Here is a 20,601-nt window from a genome sequence, read left to right on the forward strand (position 1 = left end):
GGATGAAAGATGTCGTCAAGACCTGATGAACGAGAGCAGGTCGGGGTTGAGGACATCCGCATGCGTGGTGAGCATGCCATGGGGATAGCCGGGATAGGTTTTCAGCGACCCGTTCTTGAGCAGGTCGACCGCACGCGGCACGGTACTTTTGAAGGGAACGATTTGATCGGCCTCGCCATGCATAATCAGCACCGGCACGGTGATCTTCTTGAGGTCTTCGGTGTAGTCTTCCAACCAAGAGTCGACAGTCGCGTAGTGAGCCAGGGCGCCACCGGCCATGCCCTGACGCCACCAGTTCGCAATGATCGCCTCCGAAGGCTTGGCCCCGTCGAGGTTGTAACCGTAGAACGGGTTCTCAGGGACGAACCGATAGAACTCCGACCGGTTGCCCAGCATGCCCGCACGAACCCCTTCGAACCACTCCGGCGCCTGACCAGACGGGTTTTCCTCGCTCCGGTACATGTTCGGCGTCAGGGAAGCGACCAGTACCGCCTTCGCGACGCGCTCCTGGTGGCGGGCGACATAGCGAGCCACCTCACCGCAACCTGTGGAGTGACCGATGTGGATCGCGTCGCGCAGGTCGAGGTGCTTGGTCAGGTCCGCGAGGTCGGCAACCCAGGTGTCCATGTCGTTGCCGGTGCTGGGCTGGTCGGACCGGCCGTGGCCGCGCCGGTCGTGGGCGATCACCCGGTAGCCGTTGTGAAGGAAGAACATCATCTGGGCGTCCCAGTCGTCCGCCGTCAGCGGCCAGCCGTGGCTGAAAACGATCGGCTGGCCTGAGCCCCAATCCTTGTAGAAGATTTTTACGCCGTCCGTCGTCGTGATCGTGGGCATCGAGTCGCTCCATCTGCGCTGAAACGGCGCGATGGTAAATTCTTCTTCTGTCGATGACCAAGACCTTGTACGCTTCCAGCTATACCTTGAAGATATATGAGGACGGATGGAACTTCGTCATTTGCGCTATTTCATTGCCGTCGTGGAGGAGGGCAGCTTGTTGACCGCTGCCCAGCGGCGATTGAACACCTCGCAGCCGTCTTTGAGCCGACAGATTCGCGATCTGGAATCTGAGGTCGGCGTTCAACTCCTGGAGCGCCAGGCGCGCGGCGTGGCGCTCACCCCTGCCGGACGCGTGTTTCTCGATCACGCGCGGCTGGCGTTGTTGCAGGTCGAGGCAGCGACGGATGGCGCCCGGCGGACGGCCGAACCGCAACGACCTGCCCTTTCCATGGGGTTCCTGGTTGGATTGGAAGTCATGTGGCTGCCTCACCTGTTGCGCATCCTCCGCGAGGAAGCACCGGAGGTCGAAGTCACGCTGAGTACGCAATCCTCCCCCGAACTCGCGCTGGCGTTGATGCGAGGAAAGTTGGACGTGGCCTTCCTTCGGCCGGAGAAAGACAGTGCGGGTCTCGTTTACAAGATGCTGGCGAAGGAGCCTTTGATCGCCGTGCTGCCGGCTGATCATCGTCTGGCATCGCGCAAGAAAATTCGGCCGCAAGATCTTGCCCGGGAAATCTACGTCAGTTCGGCAAGAACCTCCCCGGTCTTGCAAGCTGTCATAGAGGATTACGCATCAAGGGTTGGCATCGCCCTCAAGCCCAAATACGAAGGCGAGAACATATCGTCGGCCATGTCGCTCGTCGCGTCCACGGGCGGAATCAGTCTTGTCCCCCTCTATGCACAAAATATGCTGGCACCCAACGTTGTTGCCAGAGCGCTGGATGGGGGGACGCCGACAGTCGATCTGGCCTTGGGATACAACCAGGCAAATTCGTCGCCCTTGCTCCGCCGGCTTTTGTCTCGCGCAGATGAACTGATCGCAAACGTTCAGAATCAGAGCATCATCCGCTATGTCGAAGCTCAATAAGAACATCGTTTCCATGAAATCGGCTGTCGAGTATGGATTTAGCTCTCGCCATCTCCAACAGTGTCATGCTCCGCCCCCGGGTCGGCGCGGAGCGCCGCCCGAGGACAGGCTCCGCCGGAGCATCCAGTACTCCGCGGCAGAAGAGATCGAACAGAGACGTCACGGCGTACTGGATCGTCCGCTTCGCGGGCGATGACGGCTGCGGCTCTATCTAGGACCGAGACTTTAGAATGGGCGTCTACTTGGCAACGCGGAGAGGCGTAGCCCGGATGAGCGAAGCGACATCCGGGTCCCGCTCCCGCATGTCGCTGACGCTTATGCGGGCTACGCTTGCTCGAGAAGCTGACCTGACGTTGAGGACCACCAATCGGGGAGCGTTTGATCTACGTCAACAGGTCCAAGACTGAGGCGCGCCTTCGATGCAAATCGAAGAACTCAAAGCTGGGCTGCGCACCGTGGACTCTTGGGCCTGGCAACTCCGGCGTATGACAAGGACAGCCGCAGTTGGGTCTTCCTTGGGAGTAAGCCCAGTGAGCCGTTGGATACGTTGGTTGCCAGGGATCGACACGCTGCGCCACTATCAGAGTGCGTGGCTTCCAAGTGATGTTTTCGCAGGCCTGGTGCTGGCGACCATGCTGGTCCCGGTCGGAATTGCTTATGCGGCGGCATCGGGTCTGCCGGGCATCTTCGGCCTCTACGCAACGATCGTGCCGCTTCTTGTCTACGCGATCTTCGGCCCGAGCCGCATTATTGTTCTCGGACCAGACTCGGCTTTGGCGGCCGTCATTCTCGGGGTTGTCGCCCCCTTGTCCCATGGCGATCCCGTCCGGGCGGTAACGCTTGCGGCGGCGATGGCCCTGGTTTCAGGGACTGTGCTCATTCTCGCGGGTATCGCTCGGTTGGGCTTTGTCACCGAGCTGCTCTCCAAGCCGATCAGATACGGCTACATGAACGGCATCGCCTTGACCGTTCTGATCAGCCAGGTGCCGAAGCTGCTCGGGTTCTCGATCCAGAGCGAAGGACCATTGCGGGATGTGTGGGCGATCGCGCGTGGAATCAGCGAGGGCAAGACCAACTGGGTCGCATTCGTCATCGGGCTCGCCACGTTGGTCGTCATCCTGATGCTCAAGAACAACAAGCGGGTGCCGGGAATCCTGATTGCCGTCGTCGGAGCGACCCTGGTTGTCGCCACCCTCGATCTCGGCGCGGAGTATGGCGTCAAGGTGCTGGGGCCTCTCCCTCAGGGGCTGCCGGCCTTCTCCATTCCCTGGATCGGTTACGGCGATCTGGCTTCTGTGCTGGCCGGCGGTTGCGCCATCGCCATGATCTCGTTTGCCGACACCAGCGTGCTGTCGCGGACCTATGCGGCGCGGCTGGGCGACAAGGTCGATCCCAACCAGGAGATGGTGGGGCTCGGCGCCGCCAACCTGGCCACCGGATTTTTTCAGGGTTTCCCGATCAGCAGCAGTTCCTCGCGCACGCCTGTCGCTGAAGCTGCCGGCGCCCATACGCAGCTGACAAGCGTCGTCGGCGCATTCGCCATCGCTTTCCTTCTCGTGGTCGCGCCAACTCTTCTGCAGTATCTGCCGAATTCCGCATTGGCAGCCGTGGTCATCGCAGCCGCGATTGGCCTGATTGAGATCGGCGATCTCAAGCGGATCTATCGGATCCAGCGCTGGGAGTTCTGGTTGACGGTGTTATGCTTCATCGGCGTCGCCGTGCTCGGCGCCATACCGGGTATCGGTCTCGCCATCGCGGTGGCCATTCTGGAGTTTCTGTGGGACGGCTGGCGTCCTCACTCCGCCGTCATGGGCCGGGCTCGCGGCGTCAGGGGCTTTCACGACATCAAGAGATATCCCGATGCCCGCTTGATCCCCGGGCTCGTGCTGTTTCGCTGGGATGCGCCGCTGTTCTTTGCCAACGCCGAATTTTTCCGAGAGCGCATTCTGGACGCGGTGGCAAAATCACCGACGCAAGTGCGCTGGCTGGTCGTCGCCGCAGAACCGGTCACAAGCGTGGATGTCACCGCCTGCGATATCGTTGCCGAACTGGACGAGACGCTCCACGCGCGCGGTATTGAACTTTGCTTTGCCGAGCTCAAGGATCCCGTGAAAGACAAGCTGAAGCGCTTCGGTTTGCACGCTCAGCTTGGCGAGGCCTACTTCTTTCCGACCATCGGAGCGGCCGTCTCAAGTTACCTTAAGATCAATAAGGTGGATTGGCAGGACTGGGAAGACGCGGAGGACAGGGTCGACGTCGCGAGTTGACGGCAAGTCGTGATTCCGGGCCTTTCTGTTCGTGCCGGGGCAGGTGATCGGCGGCAATGCCGGCATCCTGGTTAACAGGGTGATCTATGTGAAGCACGGCGAGGCCAAGAACTTCGTCATCATCGATGCCGCGATGAGCGATCTGATCCGCCCGACGCTCTATGAGGCCCATCACGACATCATCCCGGTCGTGCAGCCCGCAGCCGGTACGCCGCAGATGATCGCCGACGTGGTCGGCCCGGTCCGCGAGAGCGGCGATGATCTCGCGCTCGACTGCGCCCTGCCGGAGCCAGGCAATCTGCTGGCGATCATGACCTCCGGCGCCTAAGGCGCTGTGCAGGCCGGCACCTACAACACGCGGCCGCTGGTACCGGAGGTCCTGGTCAAGGGTGATCAGGCGGCGGTGATCCGCCCGCGGCTCGACGTCGAAGCGCTGATCGCGCTGGACAAGGCGGCGCCGCGGTTGTGAGGGGCGAGTTTCTTTGCAGGCGGCGGCTCGCTAGTCAAATGGCCTCCACCAGCCGCAAGTTCTGTGCAGCGTCACCGTAGTTCCCACTTCGGAAGTCGGGCGGCCAAGTTTGTCGCGCTGCGATAAGGCGACTTCAGGTAAACTGGCCTCACCGGCTTCAACGGAGATATGTCAATCATGCTGGACCGCATTCTCGATGCAGCAACCGACAACCTCAGGTTCGCGAAGATTCTGGTCCAAATGGGTCTCGATCCGAACAACGTGACCTGGGACGCCATCTTCAACCGCCTGCTGGAAATCTTTCTGCACAACATCACGCTTGCCAATATGTTCGCCCTGGTCGGAGCGATCTTCTTTGTCGCCACATTGCTGACGCACACGATGGTGCCGCTGCGGGTCGCGAACATGATCGGTTGCGCATTCTTCGCCATCTTCGGTGCGCTCACCGGAGCCGTCACGACCTTTTTTCTTTATCTCCTGATGATTCCCATCAATGCCTACCGTCTCCGTCAAATGCTCGCTCTCGTGAAGAAGGCGCGCACCGCGACACAGGGCGACATGTCGATGGAGTGGCTCAAGCCGTTCATGACCGACCGTAAGTATCGCAAGGGCGATATCCTGATGAGGAAGGGTGACGCAGCCAACGAAATGCTGCTGACCGTTACCGGCAAATTCCGGGTCATCGAGATCAATGTCGAACTTCCGCCGGGGCGTCTGATGGGCGAGCTTGGTTTCCTCACGCCCGACAACCGCCGGACCGCGACGATCGAATGTATCGAGGATGGCCACGTCCTGACGATCAGCTATGAAAAGCTGCTCGAAATCTACTTCCAAAACCCGCAGTTCGGCTATTACTTCCTTGTCTTGACCAGCCAGCGCCTGCTGGAAAATCTCGCGCGCGCCGAAGCCATCATCGCGCAGAACAAGATCGTGCCGCAGACGCCTCTCGCCAACTGACAGCGGAATTGCGGTGCATTAAACTAGCGTGGTCAATTTGATCCGCCACGGAGATCTGCGAGAGCAGCTTGATGCAGCGTTACCGTGATTCTTCACGTCCCACTGTTGCCATCAGAATTACGGTGACAGTGCACTAAATTGACATCCGCGCAAGACCAGGACAAGATGGAGCATGGCCCGCCTCGCCCGCGTCGTTGTCCCCGGTCTGCCGCACCATGTCACCCAGCGTGGCAACGGGCGGGCGCGGACGTTCTTCGGCGATAAGGACTATGCGCTCTACCGCGACCTGCTCGCGACCCATTGCGCGGCCGCCGACGTCGCGGTCTGGGCGTGGTGCCTGATGCCGAACCATGTGCATTTGATCCTGGTTCCATCGGACGCCGACGGCCTGCGCCGGGCGCTCTCGCGCGTCCATCGCGCCTATGCCGGCATCATCCAGGCGCGCCGCAGGCGCAGTGGCCATTTCTGGCAGGGGCGGTTCGGCGCCGTGGCGATGGATGAAACGCATCTCGCCGCCGCGCTGCGCTATGTCAGCCTTAACCCGGTCCGCGCACGCCTGGTCGCGCGCCCGCAGGACTGGGCCTGGTCGAGCACGCGCGCGCATCTGCGCGGCAAGGACGACGGTGTTACCGCGCATGCTCCAGTCAGGGATATCTTTCCGGACATTGCCGCGCTGCTGAGCAACGCTCCGGAGGACGGGGATGATCTATTCGACCGGCTGCGTGCCGCCGAGAGCATCGGCCGGCCGCTCGGCAACGAGCGCTTCCTCACACGCATCGAGAAGCTGACCGGACGGGCGCTCAAACCCGGTAAGCGCGGGCCGAAGCCAGCGGAGGTGGAGGATTGATGAGTGCACCCGACCGGGCCGCTATTAAGTGCACTGTCACCGTAATGCCCAACGTTGTTGCCAGAGCGCTGGATGGGGTTACTCCGACAGTCGATTTAGCCTTGGGATACAACCAGGCAAATTCGTCCCCCTTGCTCCGCCGGCTTTTGTCTCGCGCAGATGAATTGATCGCAAACGTTCAAAACCAGAGCATCATCCGCTATGTCGAAGTTCAATAACACAACTGGCAGCGCGGGAAATCCGAATGGGGCAACCAAGCCGTGTCTCTGGAGTCGCAGACGGCCGAATAGTTGACATTCGAATGAAGGAGGCTGCCAACTGAGCCGGCCTCAATCAAAATGCGAAAAGAACAATCCGATGGCTTGGCAAAGAATTGTCCAGCGACTTGGCTCAGGTTTGCCGTGCTGTCCGAAATGTCGCAACGTGGACGTCGAGTATCAGGAAGAATTTGATGAGTTGGCCGCCGTCGAGTGCCCCAAGTGCGGTTGGAAGGGCATCTGCCGCGAATTGGACTTGATCCCCGTGCCGGACACAAATTGAGGACAATCCCAAAACTTGGGACCCAGCAGGCGTAGCCCGATGAGCGAAGCTCATCCGGGGTCCTGCTCCCGCATGTCGCTGACGCTCATGCGGGCTACGCTTGCTGTAGTACGTATTTAACAAAGTGAGCCCAACCGCACCGCACGGCTGCTCACATTGACGGACAAGACCGCACACCGCGAGACCATCTTGGCCAAACTGTCCCGGAATCGGCGCTTGCGATGGTCTGTGGATGGTCAATAAATCCTCGGTGCGCAACCTGGAAGCCGAGATTCAACCATATGCGCTGCTTGTAGATCGGACGTTTTGGGCTGCAATCGCGAGCGCTGGCGCTTGCCGTCGAGGGCGTCGTCGTCACGGATTAAATCTGCAAACGCACGCCGGTCATCGGCGGTCGCAAGCTGTTATCAAAAATCGGTACTCTTGCGTAAATGGTAGGAAGAGCGATGTTGAGGGCTTTCCGAGGTATATGCCTGATTTGCTTCTGCATCGTGGGTGTCGCCGCTATCGCAGCAATTCTGCTTGCTGCTTTCCCCAAATTGCCGGAAGCGACTGCGTGCCATTCGACCGGAGCAATGCCCAGCTTCATCTGCGAAGATGGCTGGGCCCGTCGCTCAATCGACACATTCCTGAACTTGCCGATTAACTTCGTCTACGCGCCGCTATTTGTGTTTGTTCCCTCTCCGTTTGACAGTCGGACTAGGTTCATTATTTTCGATATGATCCTCATTCTCGCGCTGACGTATCCTTTTCTGCTCCTCCTTGCACGGAAATTTCGAACCTTTGCCTTGGGTTGTGTGCTGCCGATCGCCGTCATCGTTGCGGCGTTTTACGGCGCGTTCAAGGTCGGCGAATATAAGTCTGAGATGGCCTTCGTGCCGGCCGATCTCGAAGTGTCCGGCATTCTATATTCGAACGAACAAAATTGGGGTTCAGTTCTTCTGCCTCTGCCCGGCGACAATGAGACGGGCATTTTCATGTACGGTATGCCCGATGCAATCGCGGACAGGATAGCCCGCGAGGGTCTGAGCTTCTTCTATCGATCAGAAAATGTCGGCCGGCGCGTTGACATGCAGCGAACGCATTCCGAGTGGCATGAAACCCCGATGGGGAAAACAATCTCAGACTATCTTAACCAATACGGATTTGGAATCGATGTCGAATCGGCTGTTGAAGCGCTGATCGATGATGCGCTTTCGAAGCCGGGGAGTTTCTATTCGTACGGAAGACTCGGGGTTGTCATTGTCATCCCCGGAGTCGAGCGCGTCATATTTGCTTACGCTGGGTGAGCGCTTCCAGAATGCGCCGCCTAGTTCTCAACCTTATCTCGCTCTTGGGATTTGCTTTTGCTGGCTCAGGTCCGGCAAGAGCAGACGGGCCTTGGATCTTCGCTCAGGTCGCCTGCGTGCCACAACTCGGGTATTTCTCGATCCGAAAGATCCTGATGCTGAACCTGCCGTACAAGGGGCCCTATTTGACGGAGGGCCTTAGTCCGTCGCCGGCGGTAGTCAACGCTCTCGAAAGCAGATACCGTATCTTTGATAGTCAAGGATTGAGCGCGCACCCAGTCACCTGCATCGTCCGGCACTTGGATGCCGTCCCCGGGTGGGAGCCGAGGGAACGCGAAGGTTTCAAGGTCGAGGTGATTGGGCATTACGATAGTGGGAAGAATGCTCGGACGTCCAGCTACTGCATGATGACGGACAGTGCGGAGGTTCTTGTGAACGGCAAGAGCGTCGGCTCGATTGTGCTGAACCCTTGCGAGAATGCACCAATGCTCGTTAGTATTGAGGTCGCTCACGATGGTGTCGAACTTGCGATCCGCCAATGCAGTCACGATCCGGTTGGAGACAAGGGCGTGGACCAGCAGCAATTGGTCTGCCGCCAAGAGCCGCTGGCACGGGCAAATTGAGCGGCTGCTCAACGGCAGCAAGCGTGGCCCGGATGAGCGAAGCGACATCCGGGTGCTGCTCCTGCATGTCGCTGACGCTCATGCGGGCTACGCCTGCTAATTGCTGGTCAGCAAAGCAAACCGACGTCTATCGATCCGCTCGCGCGCTGTCAGTCCCGCCGCTGCGCAAAGGTCAGGCGCGTAAAGCTGACACCGCTCTCGCTTCGCGAGCGCTTTGTCGATCAGATCCAGAAGTCGCGCAGGTGCGAGACCGGGCGGAGCGGCGATCCGGCCCGTGACGACGTGCTTTCTCGTTCCCTCGTGCTCGTCGTGATCCACATCGGGGTCGCGCCAGCAATTCGCGCAAAGCATCCTGAAACCTTCAGAATGCGAATAGACGACGGCATCTTCGTCCAGGTCTGCGCTGATATCAGCTAATTGTCGTGCTGTATCCTGCGTGCCGGCAAAATCAAACACCTGGTAGTTTCGCCGCAGCAGCGTCGCCAGGTGAGGAAAGACCGGCACCTTGACCTCGCCGTAAGCGTGATGCGTAATCGGCGCTCCGTCGATCAGGATGACGTCGCCATAATCGATACCCAGACGTTGATAGAGCACGCTGCGGACAATCCCATGACAGGGACTCAGCCTTTCGATCCAGATCGTTTCCTCCATACCCGGATCGTCCAGCTCGGATGTACGCTCTGCCAGCGGCCGCTCGGCAAGCTTCACCTTGCATTGCGCATATCGCCCTTCCGGTAACCCAAAGCGCCCAATCTCGATCGCCTGCCCCATGCGTTTCCAGACGTCTAGGGCAACCGCGGCGTTCCCTGATCCTGTGGCGCAGATTCCAAGATTCCACTCATAGCTCTCGACGACCTCGTCCACCAGGTTCGCGGCAATTTGATTTGACGTCACTCCCTCGGCGAATCGGCCTCGTGTTTTATAGAGAAGGCCGAGATTGTAGTGATAGGCGCTTTTTTTAGGATTGATCTCAGTGAGTCTCCGATGGCTGCTCTCGGCGATCGCATCGCACTGACGCGCCAACATTCGCGCCGCCGTGGCCAGGCCTTCGAGAATCGGTTCCTCTTGGGGCTGTCCTTCGTAGACCTTGGCCCACCCGTTAAGCTTTTCGACGACAGTATGAAAGACCGGATCGGCCGGCGGCGGCGCATTCAGATCGTCAATGTCGCTGGCCGCTTCGAGACAGCGCCCAAGCGCCGAGAGCACCCGAAAGTCCTGATCGTGAAACTGTGCCACCTCCGACAAAATGTCGATCGCGACGTCCCTCTGCAGGCACTGCTCGTAGACAACCCCCAGCAATGCCCTCGCCGCTTCAGGCTGTCGGATCTGCGCCTTTCGCAGCGGCTGCAACCTCTCCCAGGCGGCCTGTTTCCGTCCCGCCTGTGCTTCTGCAATGGCGTCGTGCGCAAGCGCTTCGATCTCTTCGGACGAGAGGACCGCGATTGGACCATTCGACATTATAATCTTCTCCGAGGACGCACGCCGATAGAGTCCGCGACCGCAATCGGGACGTCAACTCTGCGCTGATAGGATCGCCGAAGGTGGTTCTACGATGCAAGTGTCTCCCGAGCGATAGTAAATCCCTGAGATCTCAGGATTTTGGTCAGAGACAATCACGTCTTCACCTTCGAAAGCGGAAAGGCGCACGAAATCCTGCTCGGTACCGAGCCTTGCAACAATCTTTCTACATTCCAAGAGCTTCTTAAGGGCTAGCCGCGCGGACCGCACGGTCCGCCTCTGCTTGGAGTCAGTCTCAGACTGCCGGGTATCGAAGAACTCCAGGTTGCGCTGCCGCTCTCGAAGGCCGACAGAGCATCAAGTCGCGTTGTTACGGTGACCTGCACTTAAGTGTTTGGCCGATGCCGCATGTCCCGATCAGGCCGACAATTGGGGCCGAGCTGGCCACGAATTCGGATGAGCTTTCCGTTTGCGATCGACGACAAAGCCCCCACAGCTCGTCCGGTACTCGCATCAAATATTTCTCATTGCGTTTTTTCCGAAATTGTGCTTCTATCCCCGCATCCCGTCCCAACGAGGGGGCGCTTCGCGATCGTCACGGACGTCGGGTGCGGGATGCGGTGGGCGTGTCGGGTCGCAGCGCGAATTGTCTCGTGCGGACGAACGATCCCGATGCGACGGTGAAGTCGCGTGGTTCTGGCATCCCGGTGCTGATGCCAAGTCGGCGGTGACGAATCGCTGGCGACGGGGGCAACAAAGCCGGTCCCCGGGAAGAGCGCGTATAAATCGTAACACCATCGCGCAGGGAAGGCCGGGTGATCTCGGCTGAGCCTGTGGTTCTGCCGCGTGCTTTCTTGCTGCACGCGGACCATGGGCGCCGGCCGGCGCCCGGTCTTCCCTGCGCCCTCAACTCACGAGGGCGGCATTGTCGGACAAAACTCGGGCGCAATCTGCCGCGAGAACGAACGCTCGTGTTTATGCGTGACGACCATCTTTCGAGTTCGTGGCAAGCGGCGGCCTCTGATATGCGAGCGGAATCGAGCTGGCCGCGCCGCCGTGGTCCTTCGCTGTTGGAATTGCCCCGTAAATGCCCGGGGAACCTACTCGGTCACACTCGCGTGTGATCGGACCATCGAAGGCGGGAAAGTCCGCAGGAACGGGTGGCCGGCTAGCGCCTTTGTGGTACGCTACCGGTCCGGGCAACCTGGAGAGTTTGTTGAGCGGTGCGACTCCTGATCCGGCTCGGCCGGTAACCACCCCTGATGCGCTGGCGCGGCTGAAGCTGACGCAGGCGTTGCAGCAGGCGCGCCTCGCCATCGCGTGGGAGCGCGGCTGGCCGCATCTGGCGCGCGTGTTGACCGCGATCGGCCTGTTCTTGGTGGTGTCCTGGGCCGGGCTCTGGCTGTCACTGCCGTTTGCCGCGCGCGTGATCGGGGTCGGCCTGTTCGGCCTGCTCACGCTGGCTGCGCTGGTGCCGGCGCTCCGGTTCCGCTGGCCGACCCGCGACGAGGGCTTGGCGCGGCTCGATCGCGCTTCCGGAATCGCGCACCGTCCGGCCACCGCCCTGACCGACACCCTGTCCACGCAGGACCCGATCGCGCGCGCATTGTGGCAAGCGCAGCGCGAGCGCACGCTCGCCTCGATCAAGCGGATCAGGGCTGGCCGGCCGCACCCGCGGCTGTCGCTGCATGATCCCTGGGCGCTGCGCGCTTTGGTCGTGGTGCTGATGGTCGCGACCTATGTCGCAGCCGGCGACGAGCGGGCCATGCGGGTCGCCTCGGCCTTCGACTGGAACGGCGTGCTGGCGCCGGTCGCGGTTCGCGTCGACGCCTGGGTGAACCCGCCGGTCTACACCGGCCGGCCACCGATCATCCTGTCCGCCGCCAACAAGGACGCGGCATTGCCGCCCAGCGGCGTGCTCGCGGTGCCCGCGGGCAGCACCCTGATCGTGCGCGCGAGCGGCACCAATCTCGACGTGGTCACCGGCGGCGGCATCACCGAGGCGGCCACCACCGAGCCGGTGCCCCAGGGCACCATCGAGAAGCACTACACCATCGCGACCGACGGCACCGTCCATGTGCGCGCACCCTCCGGCCAGCCGCAATGGGCGTTCGCCGCGACGGCGGACCGGCCGCCGACCATCAGCTTTGCCAAGGATCCAGAGCGCCAGGCGAAAGGCGCGCTGAAACTGTCCTACAAGCTCGAGGACGATTACGGCGTCTCGGAAGCGCAGGCCCACGTGGCCGTGCGCTCTGCCGACAAGCAGCAAGGGGCGCAAGCGCCGCGGCCGCTGTTCCAGCCGCCGGAGTTTCCGCTGGTGCTGCCGAATGCGCGGACCCGCAACGGCGTCGGGCAGACGGTGAAGGATCTCAGCGAGGATCCTTACGCCGGCGCCGATGTCACGATCACGCTGACGGCCAAGGACGAAGGCGGCAATGAGGGCAAGAGCGAGCCGTTCGAGACGCGGCTGCCGGAGCGGCTGTTCACCAAGCCCTTGGCGCGTGCGCTGATCGAGCAGCGCCGCATCCTGGCGCTCGACGGCAACCGCAATGGCGACGTGTTCACCGCGCTCGATGCGCTGCTGATCGCGCCCGAGCTGTTCACGCCGGAGACGGGGCAGTATCTCGGGCTGCGCTCGGTCACCAGCCAACTCGAAGCCGCGCGCACCGACGACGCGCTCCGCGAGGTGGTCGCGAGCCTCTGGGCGCTCGCCGTCACCATCGAGGACGGCAACATCACCGACGTCGACAAGGCGCTGCGCGCGGCGCAGGACGCGTTGAAGCAGGCGCTGGAACGTGGCGCCAGCGACGAGGAGATCAAGAAGCTGACGCAGGACCTGCGCCAGGCGATGGACAACTACATGCGCCAGCTCGCCGAGCAGCTGCGCAACAATCCGCAGCTGGCGCAGCGCCCGCTTGATCCCAACACCAAGTTCCTGCGGCAGCAGGACCTGCAGAACATGATCGACCGCATGGAGCGGCTGTCGCGCTCCGGCGACAAGGAAGGCGCGCGCGAGCTGCTCGAACAGCTGCAGCAGATGCTGGAAAACCTGCAGATGGCGCAGCCCGGGCAGGGCGACGACAACGAGATGGAGCAGTCGCTCAACGAGCTTGGCGACATGATCCGCAAGCAGCAGCAGTTGCGCGACAAGACCTTCAAGCAGGGCCAGGACTCCCGACGCGACCGCATGCGCGGCAAGCAGCAGGGCGACCAGGACCAGAGCTTCGGCGACCTGCAGCAGGATCAGCAGGCGCTGCGCGATCGGTTGAAGCAGCTTCAGGACCAGCTTGCCAAGCGCGGCCTGGGTCAGGGGCAGCGCGGACAGAAAGGGCAGCAGGGCCAGAAGGGTCAGCAGGGCCAGAACGGCCAAGGCGATCAGGGTGATCAAGGCGACCAGGGAGATCAAGGCGACGGTCTCGATGAAGCCGACAGCGCGATGGGCGATGCCGGCAGCCAGCTCGGAGACGGCAATCCCGACGGCGCCGTGGAGAGCCAGGGCAAGGCGCTCGACGCGCTGCGCAAGGGCGCGCAGAGTCTGGCCGAGGCGATGCAGCAGGGCGACGGCGAGCAGCAGGGCGACGGTCAGGGCAGTCGCGTCGGCCGTCAGGCGGGCAATGGGCAGACTGATCCGCTCGGCCGTCCCTGGCATCCCGGTCGCGATATCGACGATTTCTCGCAGAAGGTCCCCGGCGAGATCGACGTGCAGCGCGTCCGCCGCATTCTGGAAGAGCTGCGCCGCCGGCTCGCCGATCCGTCCCGGCCGCAGATCGAGCTGGACTACATCGAGCGGTTGTTGAAGGACTATTAGCAGGACGATCAGCGCGGCGGTGCCGCGTGCTGATCATCATGTCTGTGCGCGTCGGCCGCTCAGCTCGCGCGGCGCAGCGGCCTGAAGGCGGCGCGTAGTTCGGCGCTGAACAGCTCAGGCTGCTCCCACGCCGCGAAGTGACCGCCGGCCTCGGCCTGACGGAAGTAGATCAGCTGGTGATAGGCCTTCTCGGCCCAGCTCCGCGGTGCGACGAAGCTCTCACCCGGAAACGCAGTCACGGCCGCCGGTATCGAGACGTTGGCCGGCAGGTAGAGGTTGATCTTGTTCTCCCAATAGAGCCGCGCCGCGGAAATCGCCGTGTTGGTCAGCCAATAGAGGGTGATGTTGTCGAGCACGTCGTCCCGCGTCAGCGCTCCCGCGGAGTGCCCGTTCACCGCGTGGCCCAGCACAGCCGAGGTCATCGCTGCCGCCGGCTGCGCATAGCCGTCGCCGTGATCGAGCAGCCAGGCCGCGAGGCCTGCAGGAGAATCCGCCAGCCCTGATAGGGTTTGCGGACGCGTCCCCATGATCTGCGCATAGGCGCGCCGCTTCGTGAACTGAACCTTGAGCTGGTCGAAGGCGTGCCTCTCCTCCGCAGAAAGATCAGCCGGTGCGGGATCACCTAACGCCACCGCCTTGACGATTTCGGGCGGAACCACGCCCGGCAGGTTGACGTGGATTCCTAACAATTCCGGAGGCGCCGATCTGCCCATCTCGTTCGATACGGGCGAGCCCCAATCGCCGCCTTGCGCCACATACCTGGTATATCCAAGGCGTTGCATCAGCACGATCCATGCGCGCGCGATGCGCTGAGGATCCCAGCCCGTCGCGATCGGCTTGCTCGAGAATCCGTACCCGGGCATCGACGGGATCACCACATGGAAGGCATCGGATGCACTGCCGCCATGCGCAGTTGGATTGGTCAACGGATCGATGATCTTCAACTGCTCGATCACTGAACCTGGCCATCCGTGCGTCACGATCAGAGGCAATGCGTTCTCGTGTGTTGAGCGAACGTGAATGAAATGAATGTCGAGCCCATCGATCTCGGTGATGAACTGCGGCAGCGTGTTGAGCCGGGCCTCGACCTTCCGCCAGTCGTAGTCGGTCTGCCAATGTTGCACGAGATCGCGTAGCATGGTCTGCGGCACGCCCTGGGCGTCATCGCTCACGGTCTCCCGGTCGGGCCACCTTGTGGCTGCCAGGCGCCGGCGGAGATCAACGAGGTCATCTTCGGGCACATCGATACGGAACGGACGGACCGCATCATTCGTGGCGGCCCGCGCCGGAGTTACTGGAAAGATGCTGGCTGCACTTGCTGCAGCCAGTCCTATGGCGGCCCCGGCGAGAAGCCGGCGCCTGTCCAGGTCGACCTCATCGGAGTTCGGGTGCGTTGCGACTGCTGACTTCGCGATCGTGTTCATTTCACTGTCTCCTTCGAATGCGTGGCCTGCGGCAGTGCCGCGATCACCTCGTCTGTCGTCAGGATGGCGTGGGCGAAGGTGGGTCCGTTCAGGTCGTGGGCGGCGTGCATCATGTCGTGCGAAAAGGCAGCGGTGGCGGGATCGACGAAGAGCAGCGCGGTCCTCTCGGATGGATAGATCATCTCAGGCATCGGTCGTCTCCTTCCGCGATCCGGCCGGTTGCATCGACTTTGACGACAGTCCTGAACTTGCGCCGACCGCTCAGCAAACGCGACGGTCGGCGGTCACATTGCCGGCGTTCACTCAGGCAGTTGCTGGCCGCTCTGCTCGCGCACGATGTAGTTGGCGTACCAGTCCGGCCAGTTCGCGTCGTGCCCGCCGGTCCGCTTCTCGTGCTCGCCATGCGCCGCCGCTGCGCGACGGAGCGCGGCGGCAAGATCTGTCGGCGATGTGAATGTCGTCGCCTCCGCGCTCACCCGTCCGGGCAGACGCTGCGTGATTTGCTGGAGCAGCCATTGGTTGCCATCGGGATCGTTGAAGGTGGCCAGCGCGCCGTAGCTCGGCCAATCCGGATCAGGACCGCTGATATTGCCCTTCGGTCCGCGGTGAAACACCTCGCTCACCTCCACGCCGCGGGCGATGAGCTCGGCGCGCGCCGCTTCGATGTCGCTCACGATGAGGAAGATCGGCAATTTCGATCCGGTTCCGAGATGGATCGAAGTCGGTGACCCCGGCGGCGTCAATTGCACGGCGCGTGAGCCGTCGACCCTGACGAAATCGGCATCGAGCCGCCAACCCAGGTCTTCGTAGAAGCGCTTGGCGCGGTCGACGTCGGAAACAGGGATGACGACGACCTCCAGCTTCAGATCGACTGTGCCCGGCTTCGGGCTCTTGTTCGCGGTGGTCATGGTGCGCTCCTTCGTCTGATTGACGTCACGAGTTTTGGACGCGAATGGCGGCCCGTTGCATTCGAATTTGTCGCGCTCTTCCCTACTATGGAAATCATAATGACAAGATCGATGAAAAAACGTGATGGCGAAAATGAAGGACAGTGGGGCTGACCGAACGAACCTTGTGTCCTGCGGCCTGCGCCGAGCCTATCGTAGGCGATCCTGGACGATTCTGATTCTGCGCGAGTTGTTCATGCGCATGCACCGGTTCGAGGAGATCCAGGCGCAGACCGGCGGGACGCCGCAAATGATCGCGACGCGGCTGAAGAAGCTGGAAGCGGACGGTCTCGTCCGGCGTCGCGCCTACAGCAAGCGGCCGCTGCGCTATGAGTACCACCTCACGGAGAAGGGCGAGGCGTTTCATCCCGTGATCCTGGCGCTGCGCGCCTGGGGCGAGACTTGGTGCAAATCCCCGAAGGAGGGGCGCGCCGTGAACTACACCCATAGTACTTGCGGCAAGCCGGCTGGACTGGGGCCGGTTTGCGAGTCCTGCGGCAAGCCCTTGCGTCGCGAGGACCTGATCGCCGAGCGCGCCCCGAAATATCAGAGCGAGCGCGAGGCTCGCTGGGAGGCCTTCAAGGCAAGCCGTTAGACTTTCGGGTCTGGTCCCCTCGCGGCATGGCCCGACGCGCCCCCTTGTCTTGCCGCGCGACAAATGGGCTTCTAACCTGTCGATGACGTTGGCTCACCCCGGAAGCGTGCCGTGGACCGCATTGAGGCGATGAAAGTCTTTGTCTCGGCCGTCGACGAGGGCAGTCTGGCCGGCGCGGGCCGGCGCTTGGGACGGTCGCCGCCGGCGGTGAGCCGGGCCATCGCCTTTCTCGAAGCCCATGTCGGGACCGAACTCCTGCACCGGACCACTCGTGCCTTGAAGCTGAGCGAGGCGGGTGAGCGCTACGTGGCGGCCTGCCGTCGCGTGCTGGTCGACCTGGAGGAGGCCGACATCGCCGCGGCTGGCGAGCGGGCTGCGCCGCGCGGAACTTTGACGCTGACGGCGCCGATCATCACCGGGGAGGATCTGTTACGCCCGGTGGTCGACAACTTCATGAACGACTATCCGGCCGTCTCCGTCCGGCTGCTGCTTTTCGATCGCCAGGTGAATTTGATCGACGAAGGCATCGACGTCGCGCTGCGGATCGCCCATCTGGCGGATTCGAATTTCGTTGCCATCCGGCTCGGCGAAGTCCGTCGTGTGATCGCAGCATCGCCCGCCTATCTCGCACGGCATCCCACCATCAACGAGCCGGCCGATCTGGCAAAGCAACAGATCGTTTCGATGACGCATTTCGGCCAGGACTCCTGGAGCTTTCCGCCGCTGAAAAATTCTTCGGTGCCGAGGACGGTGCGGTTCACGCCGCGGCTCATCGTCAATACCGTTCGCGCCGCGGTGGCGTCGGCCGCGGAGGGCAGCGGCGTGACCCGGCTGTTCTCCTATCACATCGCCGAAGAGATCCGCGGCGGACGATTGCAGATCCTGCTCGATAAAGACGAGCATCCGCCTTTGCCAGTGCATCTCCTTGCGCCACAGGGACGTCTATCGGTGCCAAAGGTGCGCGCCTTCGTCGATTACGCGGTGCCGCGGCTCAAGCGCTATTTCGAGCGTCTTTCGCACGATACCAAGGGCGGTGCCGATTCCATTCGTTCGCGGCGCGGAAGAGTGTCTGCCGATTAGAACGTATTCGCTTCAGTACCCGACCTGTCTAGCTTCCATCGGATCACGGGCGGCGGTGGTCGCCGCCTTCACGGAGATCATGGAGCCCATCATGGGTGCAGAGCAGAAAGTCGCCATTGTTACCGGCGCGTCGCAGGGCATCGGGGAAGCCCTGGTCAAGGGATATCGCGATCGCAACTTCCGCGTGGTCGCGAGCTCGCGGTCGATCAAGCCGTCGTCCGATCCGGATATCCTCACCGTCGCGGGCGACATTGCTGATCCCAAGACGGCAGAGCGCATCGTCTCGCAGGCGCTCGAGCGCTTTGGCCGCATCGACACGCTGGTCAACAATGCCGGCATCTTCGTCGCAAAGCCGTTCACCGATTACACCGACGAAGACTACGCCAATATGCTGGCGATCAATCTCAACGGCTTCTTCCACATCACGAGGCGCGCCGCCAAGGAGATGCTGAAGCAGGGTTCCGGGCACATCGTGCAGATCACGACGAGCCTGGTCGATCATGCGAACAGCAGTGTGCCGTCCGTGCTGGCCTCTCTGACCAAGGGCGGATTGAACGCGGCAACGAAGTCGCTGGCGATCGAATTTGCAGGCAAGGGTGTTCGCGTCAACGCCGTGTCGCCCGGCATCATCAAGACGCCGATGCATGGCCCGGAAACCCACGAATTCCTGGCGAAGCTGCATCCAGTCGGACGGATGGGCGAGATGCGCGATATCGTCGATGCCGTGCTCTATCTCGAAGGCGCGTCTTTCGTGACCGGAGAAATCCTGCATGTCGACGGTGGCCAGAGCGCCGGGCACTGAGAGAGAGGTTGCGATGCCGATCGTCACGATCCAGGTCACGCGCGAAGGAACGACACCCGGCGCCGCTTCCGTCACGACGGAGCAGAAGGCGGCCCTGATCAAGGGCGCGAGCCAGCTGCTTCTCGATGTCCTCAACAAGCCGCTCGAGGCGACCTTCGTCGTCATCGAAGAGGTCGAGATGGAGAATTGGGGCTGGGGCGGGCTACCGGTCGCCGACTATCGCAAGACGCTCGCCAAGGCTGCACCTAGCGGCTAAAGCGCAAGCGACCAAGCTGAATGCTATCGTGCTCGGTGTTCCTAGTTGAGCATTGTTTTCGCGCAAACGCGTTCCGCGTTTGTCGCGGGGGGCTCAGTCCCGCTTGGAACATCCTTGACTCAATCATCCTTGGCTCAGTTGTGAGACGTCTGCGATCGCGACCGTCACCTTGCGTCGTTGCCCATCGCGTTCCACGGTCAAGGTGATCTGGTTGCCGATTCCCGCATTCTCGAAGATCGAGGTCAGCTCCTCGATGCTGTGGATGGGCTTGCCGTTGACTTCAGTGATGACGTCGCGAACCACCCCATCGGCATCGGCGCCTTCGATCCCGGCCTTGGCGGCCGGAGAATCGGGCAACGTTCGCACGATGATGACGCCGTCAAGTCCGAGACGGGTGGCTTCGCCCTGCTTCGCCGCCACGATCCCGATCCCCGGTTCGGGCACGTGACCGTTGCGGATCAGCTCGGTCGCGACATGGTTGACGATGTCGACGGGAATGGCGAAGCCGATCCCCGCCGACGCGCCCGAGCCGGAGATGATGGCGCTGTTGACGCCGATCAGCCGCCCGGCGCTGTCGAGCAGCGGGCCGCCGGAATTGCCGGGATTGATCGGCGCATCGGTCTGGATCATGCCGGTCGGCTCGTGCGCAGCGCCGCTCGGCAGCCTCCGGCCCAGCGCGCTCACGATCCCCGACGTCAGGGTCTGGTCGAGCCCGTAAGGGTTGCCGATCGCGAACGTGCTCTGCCCGACCTGCAGATCCGCCGAACGGCCGATCGCGATCGGTCGCCACGCGGACGTCGGCCGCTCCAGTTGCAGGACCGCGAGATCGTAGTTGGGGGCAGCGCCGACGACACGCGCCGTCACGAATTCGCCGGAGGTGAGACGAACGCCGATCTGGGCGGTGCCATTGATGACGTGATTGTTGGTAATCACATGACCTGCGGTGTCCCATATCACGCCGGAGCCCGACTGGACGACGCTTTCCTGCTCGTCGGAAAACAGCGACGCGCTCGGTGTGGCACGCGCGAACACGTGCACGACCGAGGGCGAGACGTTCTTGAACAGCGCGATGGTCGCCTGCTCGCTGGCCGCGAGATCGCCGCGGGGCGTGACGGTGCGCGGCACCGAGGCCGAAAACCACAACCCTGCAAGATAGGGCTCCGCCACCCAGGCAGTTGCGAGCAGCAAAAGCCAGACGATCGCCAAACGTAGAAAGCGCACGCCCATCCCTCCTTGCCGCAGCTCAATTCCAGAGCCGATCCAAGGTTCCGAGCTCGCGCCAGCGCGCAGGTTGCTTCGGTGTGCTCGGCCGGCGGCATCGACCCGCGCGATGCCGTCCCCATCGCCTGGTGGTGCCATCGGGTGGTAGGGCGCC

The 20,601-nt window shown here is 62.2% G+C and carries 16 protein-coding genes and 3 pseudogenes; 13 read left to right on the forward strand and 6 right to left on the reverse strand.

The window, feature by feature from the left end:
• Positions 1 to 15: 15 nt before the first annotated feature.
• On the reverse strand, positions 16 to 834 hold the full coding sequence (locus ACQR1W_RS07650; RefSeq protein WP_434850201.1) for an alpha/beta fold hydrolase: 819 nt from the start codon (positions 832 to 834) through the stop codon (positions 16 to 18).
• A 106-nt stretch (positions 835 to 940) separates the two neighbouring features.
• Here ACQR1W_RS07650 and ACQR1W_RS07655 point away from each other — a divergent pair, with 106 nt between their 5' ends.
• The 8 genes and pseudogenes from ACQR1W_RS07655 to ACQR1W_RS07690 all read left to right on the forward strand — a co-directional run bounded on the left by ACQR1W_RS07655 (position 941) and on the right by ACQR1W_RS07690 (position 8,856).
• Positions 941 to 1,864 carry a LysR substrate-binding domain-containing protein gene (locus tag ACQR1W_RS07655; protein WP_434850202.1) on the forward strand — a complete coding sequence of 308 codons (924 nt, stop codon included), beginning with the start codon at positions 941 to 943 and terminating at the stop codon, positions 1,862 to 1,864.
• Positions 1,865 to 2,349: 485 nt separating this feature from the next.
• The gene (locus ACQR1W_RS07660) at positions 2,350 to 4,131 is read left to right on the forward strand and encodes a SulP family inorganic anion transporter (RefSeq protein ID WP_434850203.1); all 1,782 of its coding nucleotides are present in this window, start codon (positions 2,350 to 2,352) and stop codon (positions 4,129 to 4,131) included.
• A gap of 25 nt (positions 4,132 to 4,156) precedes the next feature.
• A pseudogene (locus ACQR1W_RS07665) lies at positions 4,157 to 4,600 on the forward strand (diaminopimelate decarboxylase family protein); the annotation flags it as partial.
• A 168-nt stretch (positions 4,601 to 4,768) separates the two neighbouring features.
• A complete protein-coding gene (locus tag ACQR1W_RS07670) occupies positions 4,769 to 5,557 on the forward strand; it encodes a Crp/Fnr family transcriptional regulator (protein ID WP_434850204.1) in 789 nt (262 codons plus the stop codon).
• A 172-nt stretch (positions 5,558 to 5,729) separates the two neighbouring features.
• The gene (locus tag ACQR1W_RS07675) at positions 5,730 to 6,404 is read left to right on the forward strand and encodes a transposase (RefSeq protein ID WP_434850205.1); all 675 of its coding nucleotides are present in this window, start codon (positions 5,730 to 5,732) and stop codon (positions 6,402 to 6,404) included.
• A gap of 47 nt (positions 6,405 to 6,451) precedes the next feature.
• Positions 6,452 to 6,622, forward strand: a pseudogene (locus tag ACQR1W_RS07680) (LysR family transcriptional regulator); the annotation flags it as partial.
• A 768-nt stretch (positions 6,623 to 7,390) separates the two neighbouring features.
• A complete protein-coding gene (locus ACQR1W_RS07685) occupies positions 7,391 to 8,233 on the forward strand; it encodes a hypothetical protein (protein WP_434850206.1) in 843 nt (280 codons plus the stop codon).
• 11 nt (positions 8,234 to 8,244) lie between these two features.
• Entirely contained in the window at positions 8,245 to 8,856 is a 612-nt protein-coding gene (locus ACQR1W_RS07690; protein ID WP_434850207.1) for a hypothetical protein, read from the forward strand.
• A gap of 96 nt (positions 8,857 to 8,952) precedes the next feature.
• Here the strand turns inward: ACQR1W_RS07690 and ACQR1W_RS07695 are convergent, their stop codons facing one another.
• Positions 8,953 to 10,314, reverse strand: coding sequence for a tetratricopeptide repeat protein (locus tag ACQR1W_RS07695; protein WP_434850208.1), 1,362 nt, complete (start codon positions 10,312 to 10,314; stop codon positions 8,953 to 8,955).
• Positions 10,315 to 11,530: 1,216 nt separating this feature from the next.
• On the opposite strand from ACQR1W_RS07695, the gene ACQR1W_RS07700 reads away from it, so the two are divergent.
• Positions 11,531 to 14,122, forward strand: coding sequence for a TIGR02302 family protein (locus ACQR1W_RS07700; protein ID WP_434850209.1), 2,592 nt, complete (start codon positions 11,531 to 11,533; stop codon positions 14,120 to 14,122).
• Between the two features lie 59 nt (positions 14,123 to 14,181).
• Here the strand turns inward: ACQR1W_RS07700 and ACQR1W_RS07705 are convergent, their stop codons facing one another.
• The 3 genes and pseudogenes from ACQR1W_RS07705 to ACQR1W_RS07715 all read right to left on the reverse strand — a co-directional run bounded on the left by ACQR1W_RS07705 (position 14,182) and on the right by ACQR1W_RS07715 (position 16,454).
• Positions 14,182 to 15,546 carry an epoxide hydrolase family protein gene (locus ACQR1W_RS07705; protein WP_434850210.1) on the reverse strand — a complete coding sequence of 455 codons (1,365 nt, stop codon included), beginning with the start codon at positions 15,544 to 15,546 and terminating at the stop codon, positions 14,182 to 14,184.
• Positions 15,543 to 15,692 (reverse strand): annotated as a pseudogene (locus ACQR1W_RS07710) (cysteine hydrolase); the annotation flags it as partial. The gene ACQR1W_RS07705 and the pseudogene ACQR1W_RS07710, both read right to left, overlap by 4 nt.
• A gap of 153 nt (positions 15,693 to 15,845) precedes the next feature.
• Positions 15,846 to 16,454, reverse strand: a complete 609-nt coding sequence (locus ACQR1W_RS07715) for a VOC family protein (protein WP_434850211.1) — start codon at positions 16,452 to 16,454, stop codon at positions 15,846 to 15,848.
• 235 nt (positions 16,455 to 16,689) lie between these two features.
• Here ACQR1W_RS07715 and ACQR1W_RS07720 point away from each other — a divergent pair, with 235 nt between their 5' ends.
• The 4 genes from ACQR1W_RS07720 (at position 16,690) to ACQR1W_RS07735 (ending at position 19,226) form a co-directional block, all read left to right on the forward strand.
• A complete protein-coding gene (locus tag ACQR1W_RS07720; RefSeq protein ID WP_434850212.1) occupies positions 16,690 to 17,088 on the forward strand; it encodes a winged helix-turn-helix transcriptional regulator in 399 nt (132 codons plus the stop codon).
• A gap of 111 nt (positions 17,089 to 17,199) precedes the next feature.
• A complete protein-coding gene (locus tag ACQR1W_RS07725; RefSeq protein WP_434850213.1) occupies positions 17,200 to 18,168 on the forward strand; it encodes a LysR family transcriptional regulator in 969 nt (322 codons plus the stop codon).
• 91 nt (positions 18,169 to 18,259) lie between these two features.
• The gene (locus ACQR1W_RS07730) at positions 18,260 to 18,970 is read left to right on the forward strand and encodes an SDR family NAD(P)-dependent oxidoreductase (RefSeq protein ID WP_434850214.1); all 711 of its coding nucleotides are present in this window, start codon (positions 18,260 to 18,262) and stop codon (positions 18,968 to 18,970) included.
• Positions 18,971 to 18,983: 13 nt separating this feature from the next.
• A complete protein-coding gene (locus tag ACQR1W_RS07735) occupies positions 18,984 to 19,226 on the forward strand; it encodes a tautomerase family protein (protein ID WP_434850215.1) in 243 nt (80 codons plus the stop codon).
• 123 nt (positions 19,227 to 19,349) lie between these two features.
• On the opposite strand, the gene ACQR1W_RS07740 is transcribed toward ACQR1W_RS07735, so the two are convergent.
• A complete protein-coding gene (locus tag ACQR1W_RS07740) occupies positions 19,350 to 20,453 on the reverse strand; it encodes a S1C family serine protease (RefSeq protein WP_434850216.1) in 1,104 nt (367 codons plus the stop codon).
• Positions 20,454 to 20,601 lie beyond the last annotated feature (148 nt).

It is taken from the genome of Bradyrhizobium sp. HKCCYLS1011 (assembly GCF_051167795.1).
Taxonomy (GTDB): domain Bacteria; phylum Pseudomonadota; class Alphaproteobacteria; order Rhizobiales; family Xanthobacteraceae; genus Bradyrhizobium.

Bases quoted from the DNA above. Each gene is read 5' to 3' on its own strand.
- ACQR1W_RS07730 (WP_434850214.1), top strand. From the start codon at position 18,260: ATGGGTGCAGAGCAGAAAGTCGCCATTGTTACCGGCGCGTCGCAGGGC.
- ACQR1W_RS07675 (WP_434850205.1), top strand. From the start codon at position 5,730: ATGGCCCGCCTCGCCCGCGTCGTTGTCCCCGGTCTGCCGCACCATGTC.
- ACQR1W_RS07670 (WP_434850204.1), top strand. From the start codon at position 4,769: ATGTCAATCATGCTGGACCGCATTCTCGATGCAGCAACCGACAACCTC.
- ACQR1W_RS07690 (WP_434850207.1), top strand. From the start codon at position 8,245: ATGCGCCGCCTAGTTCTCAACCTTATCTCGCTCTTGGGATTTGCTTTT.
- ACQR1W_RS07705 (WP_434850210.1), bottom strand. From the start codon at position 15,546: ATGAACACGATCGCGAAGTCAGCAGTCGCAACGCACCCGAACTCCGAT.
- ACQR1W_RS07720 (WP_434850212.1), top strand. From the start codon at position 16,690: ATGCGCATGCACCGGTTCGAGGAGATCCAGGCGCAGACCGGCGGGACG.
- ACQR1W_RS07715 (WP_434850211.1), bottom strand. From the start codon at position 16,454: ATGACCACCGCGAACAAGAGCCCGAAGCCGGGCACAGTCGATCTGAAG.
- ACQR1W_RS07650 (WP_434850201.1), bottom strand. From the start codon at position 834: ATGCCCACGATCACGACGACGGACGGCGTAAAAATCTTCTACAAGGAT.
- ACQR1W_RS07660 (WP_434850203.1), top strand. From the start codon at position 2,350: ATGACAAGGACAGCCGCAGTTGGGTCTTCCTTGGGAGTAAGCCCAGTG.
- ACQR1W_RS07685 (WP_434850206.1), top strand. From the start codon at position 7,391: ATGTTGAGGGCTTTCCGAGGTATATGCCTGATTTGCTTCTGCATCGTG.
- ACQR1W_RS07695 (WP_434850208.1), bottom strand. From the start codon at position 10,314: ATGTCGAATGGTCCAATCGCGGTCCTCTCGTCCGAAGAGATCGAAGCG.
- ACQR1W_RS07655 (WP_434850202.1), top strand. From the start codon at position 941: ATGGAACTTCGTCATTTGCGCTATTTCATTGCCGTCGTGGAGGAGGGC.
- ACQR1W_RS07735 (WP_434850215.1), top strand. From the start codon at position 18,984: ATGCCGATCGTCACGATCCAGGTCACGCGCGAAGGAACGACACCCGGC.
- ACQR1W_RS07740 (WP_434850216.1), bottom strand. From the start codon at position 20,453: ATGGGCGTGCGCTTTCTACGTTTGGCGATCGTCTGGCTTTTGCTGCTC.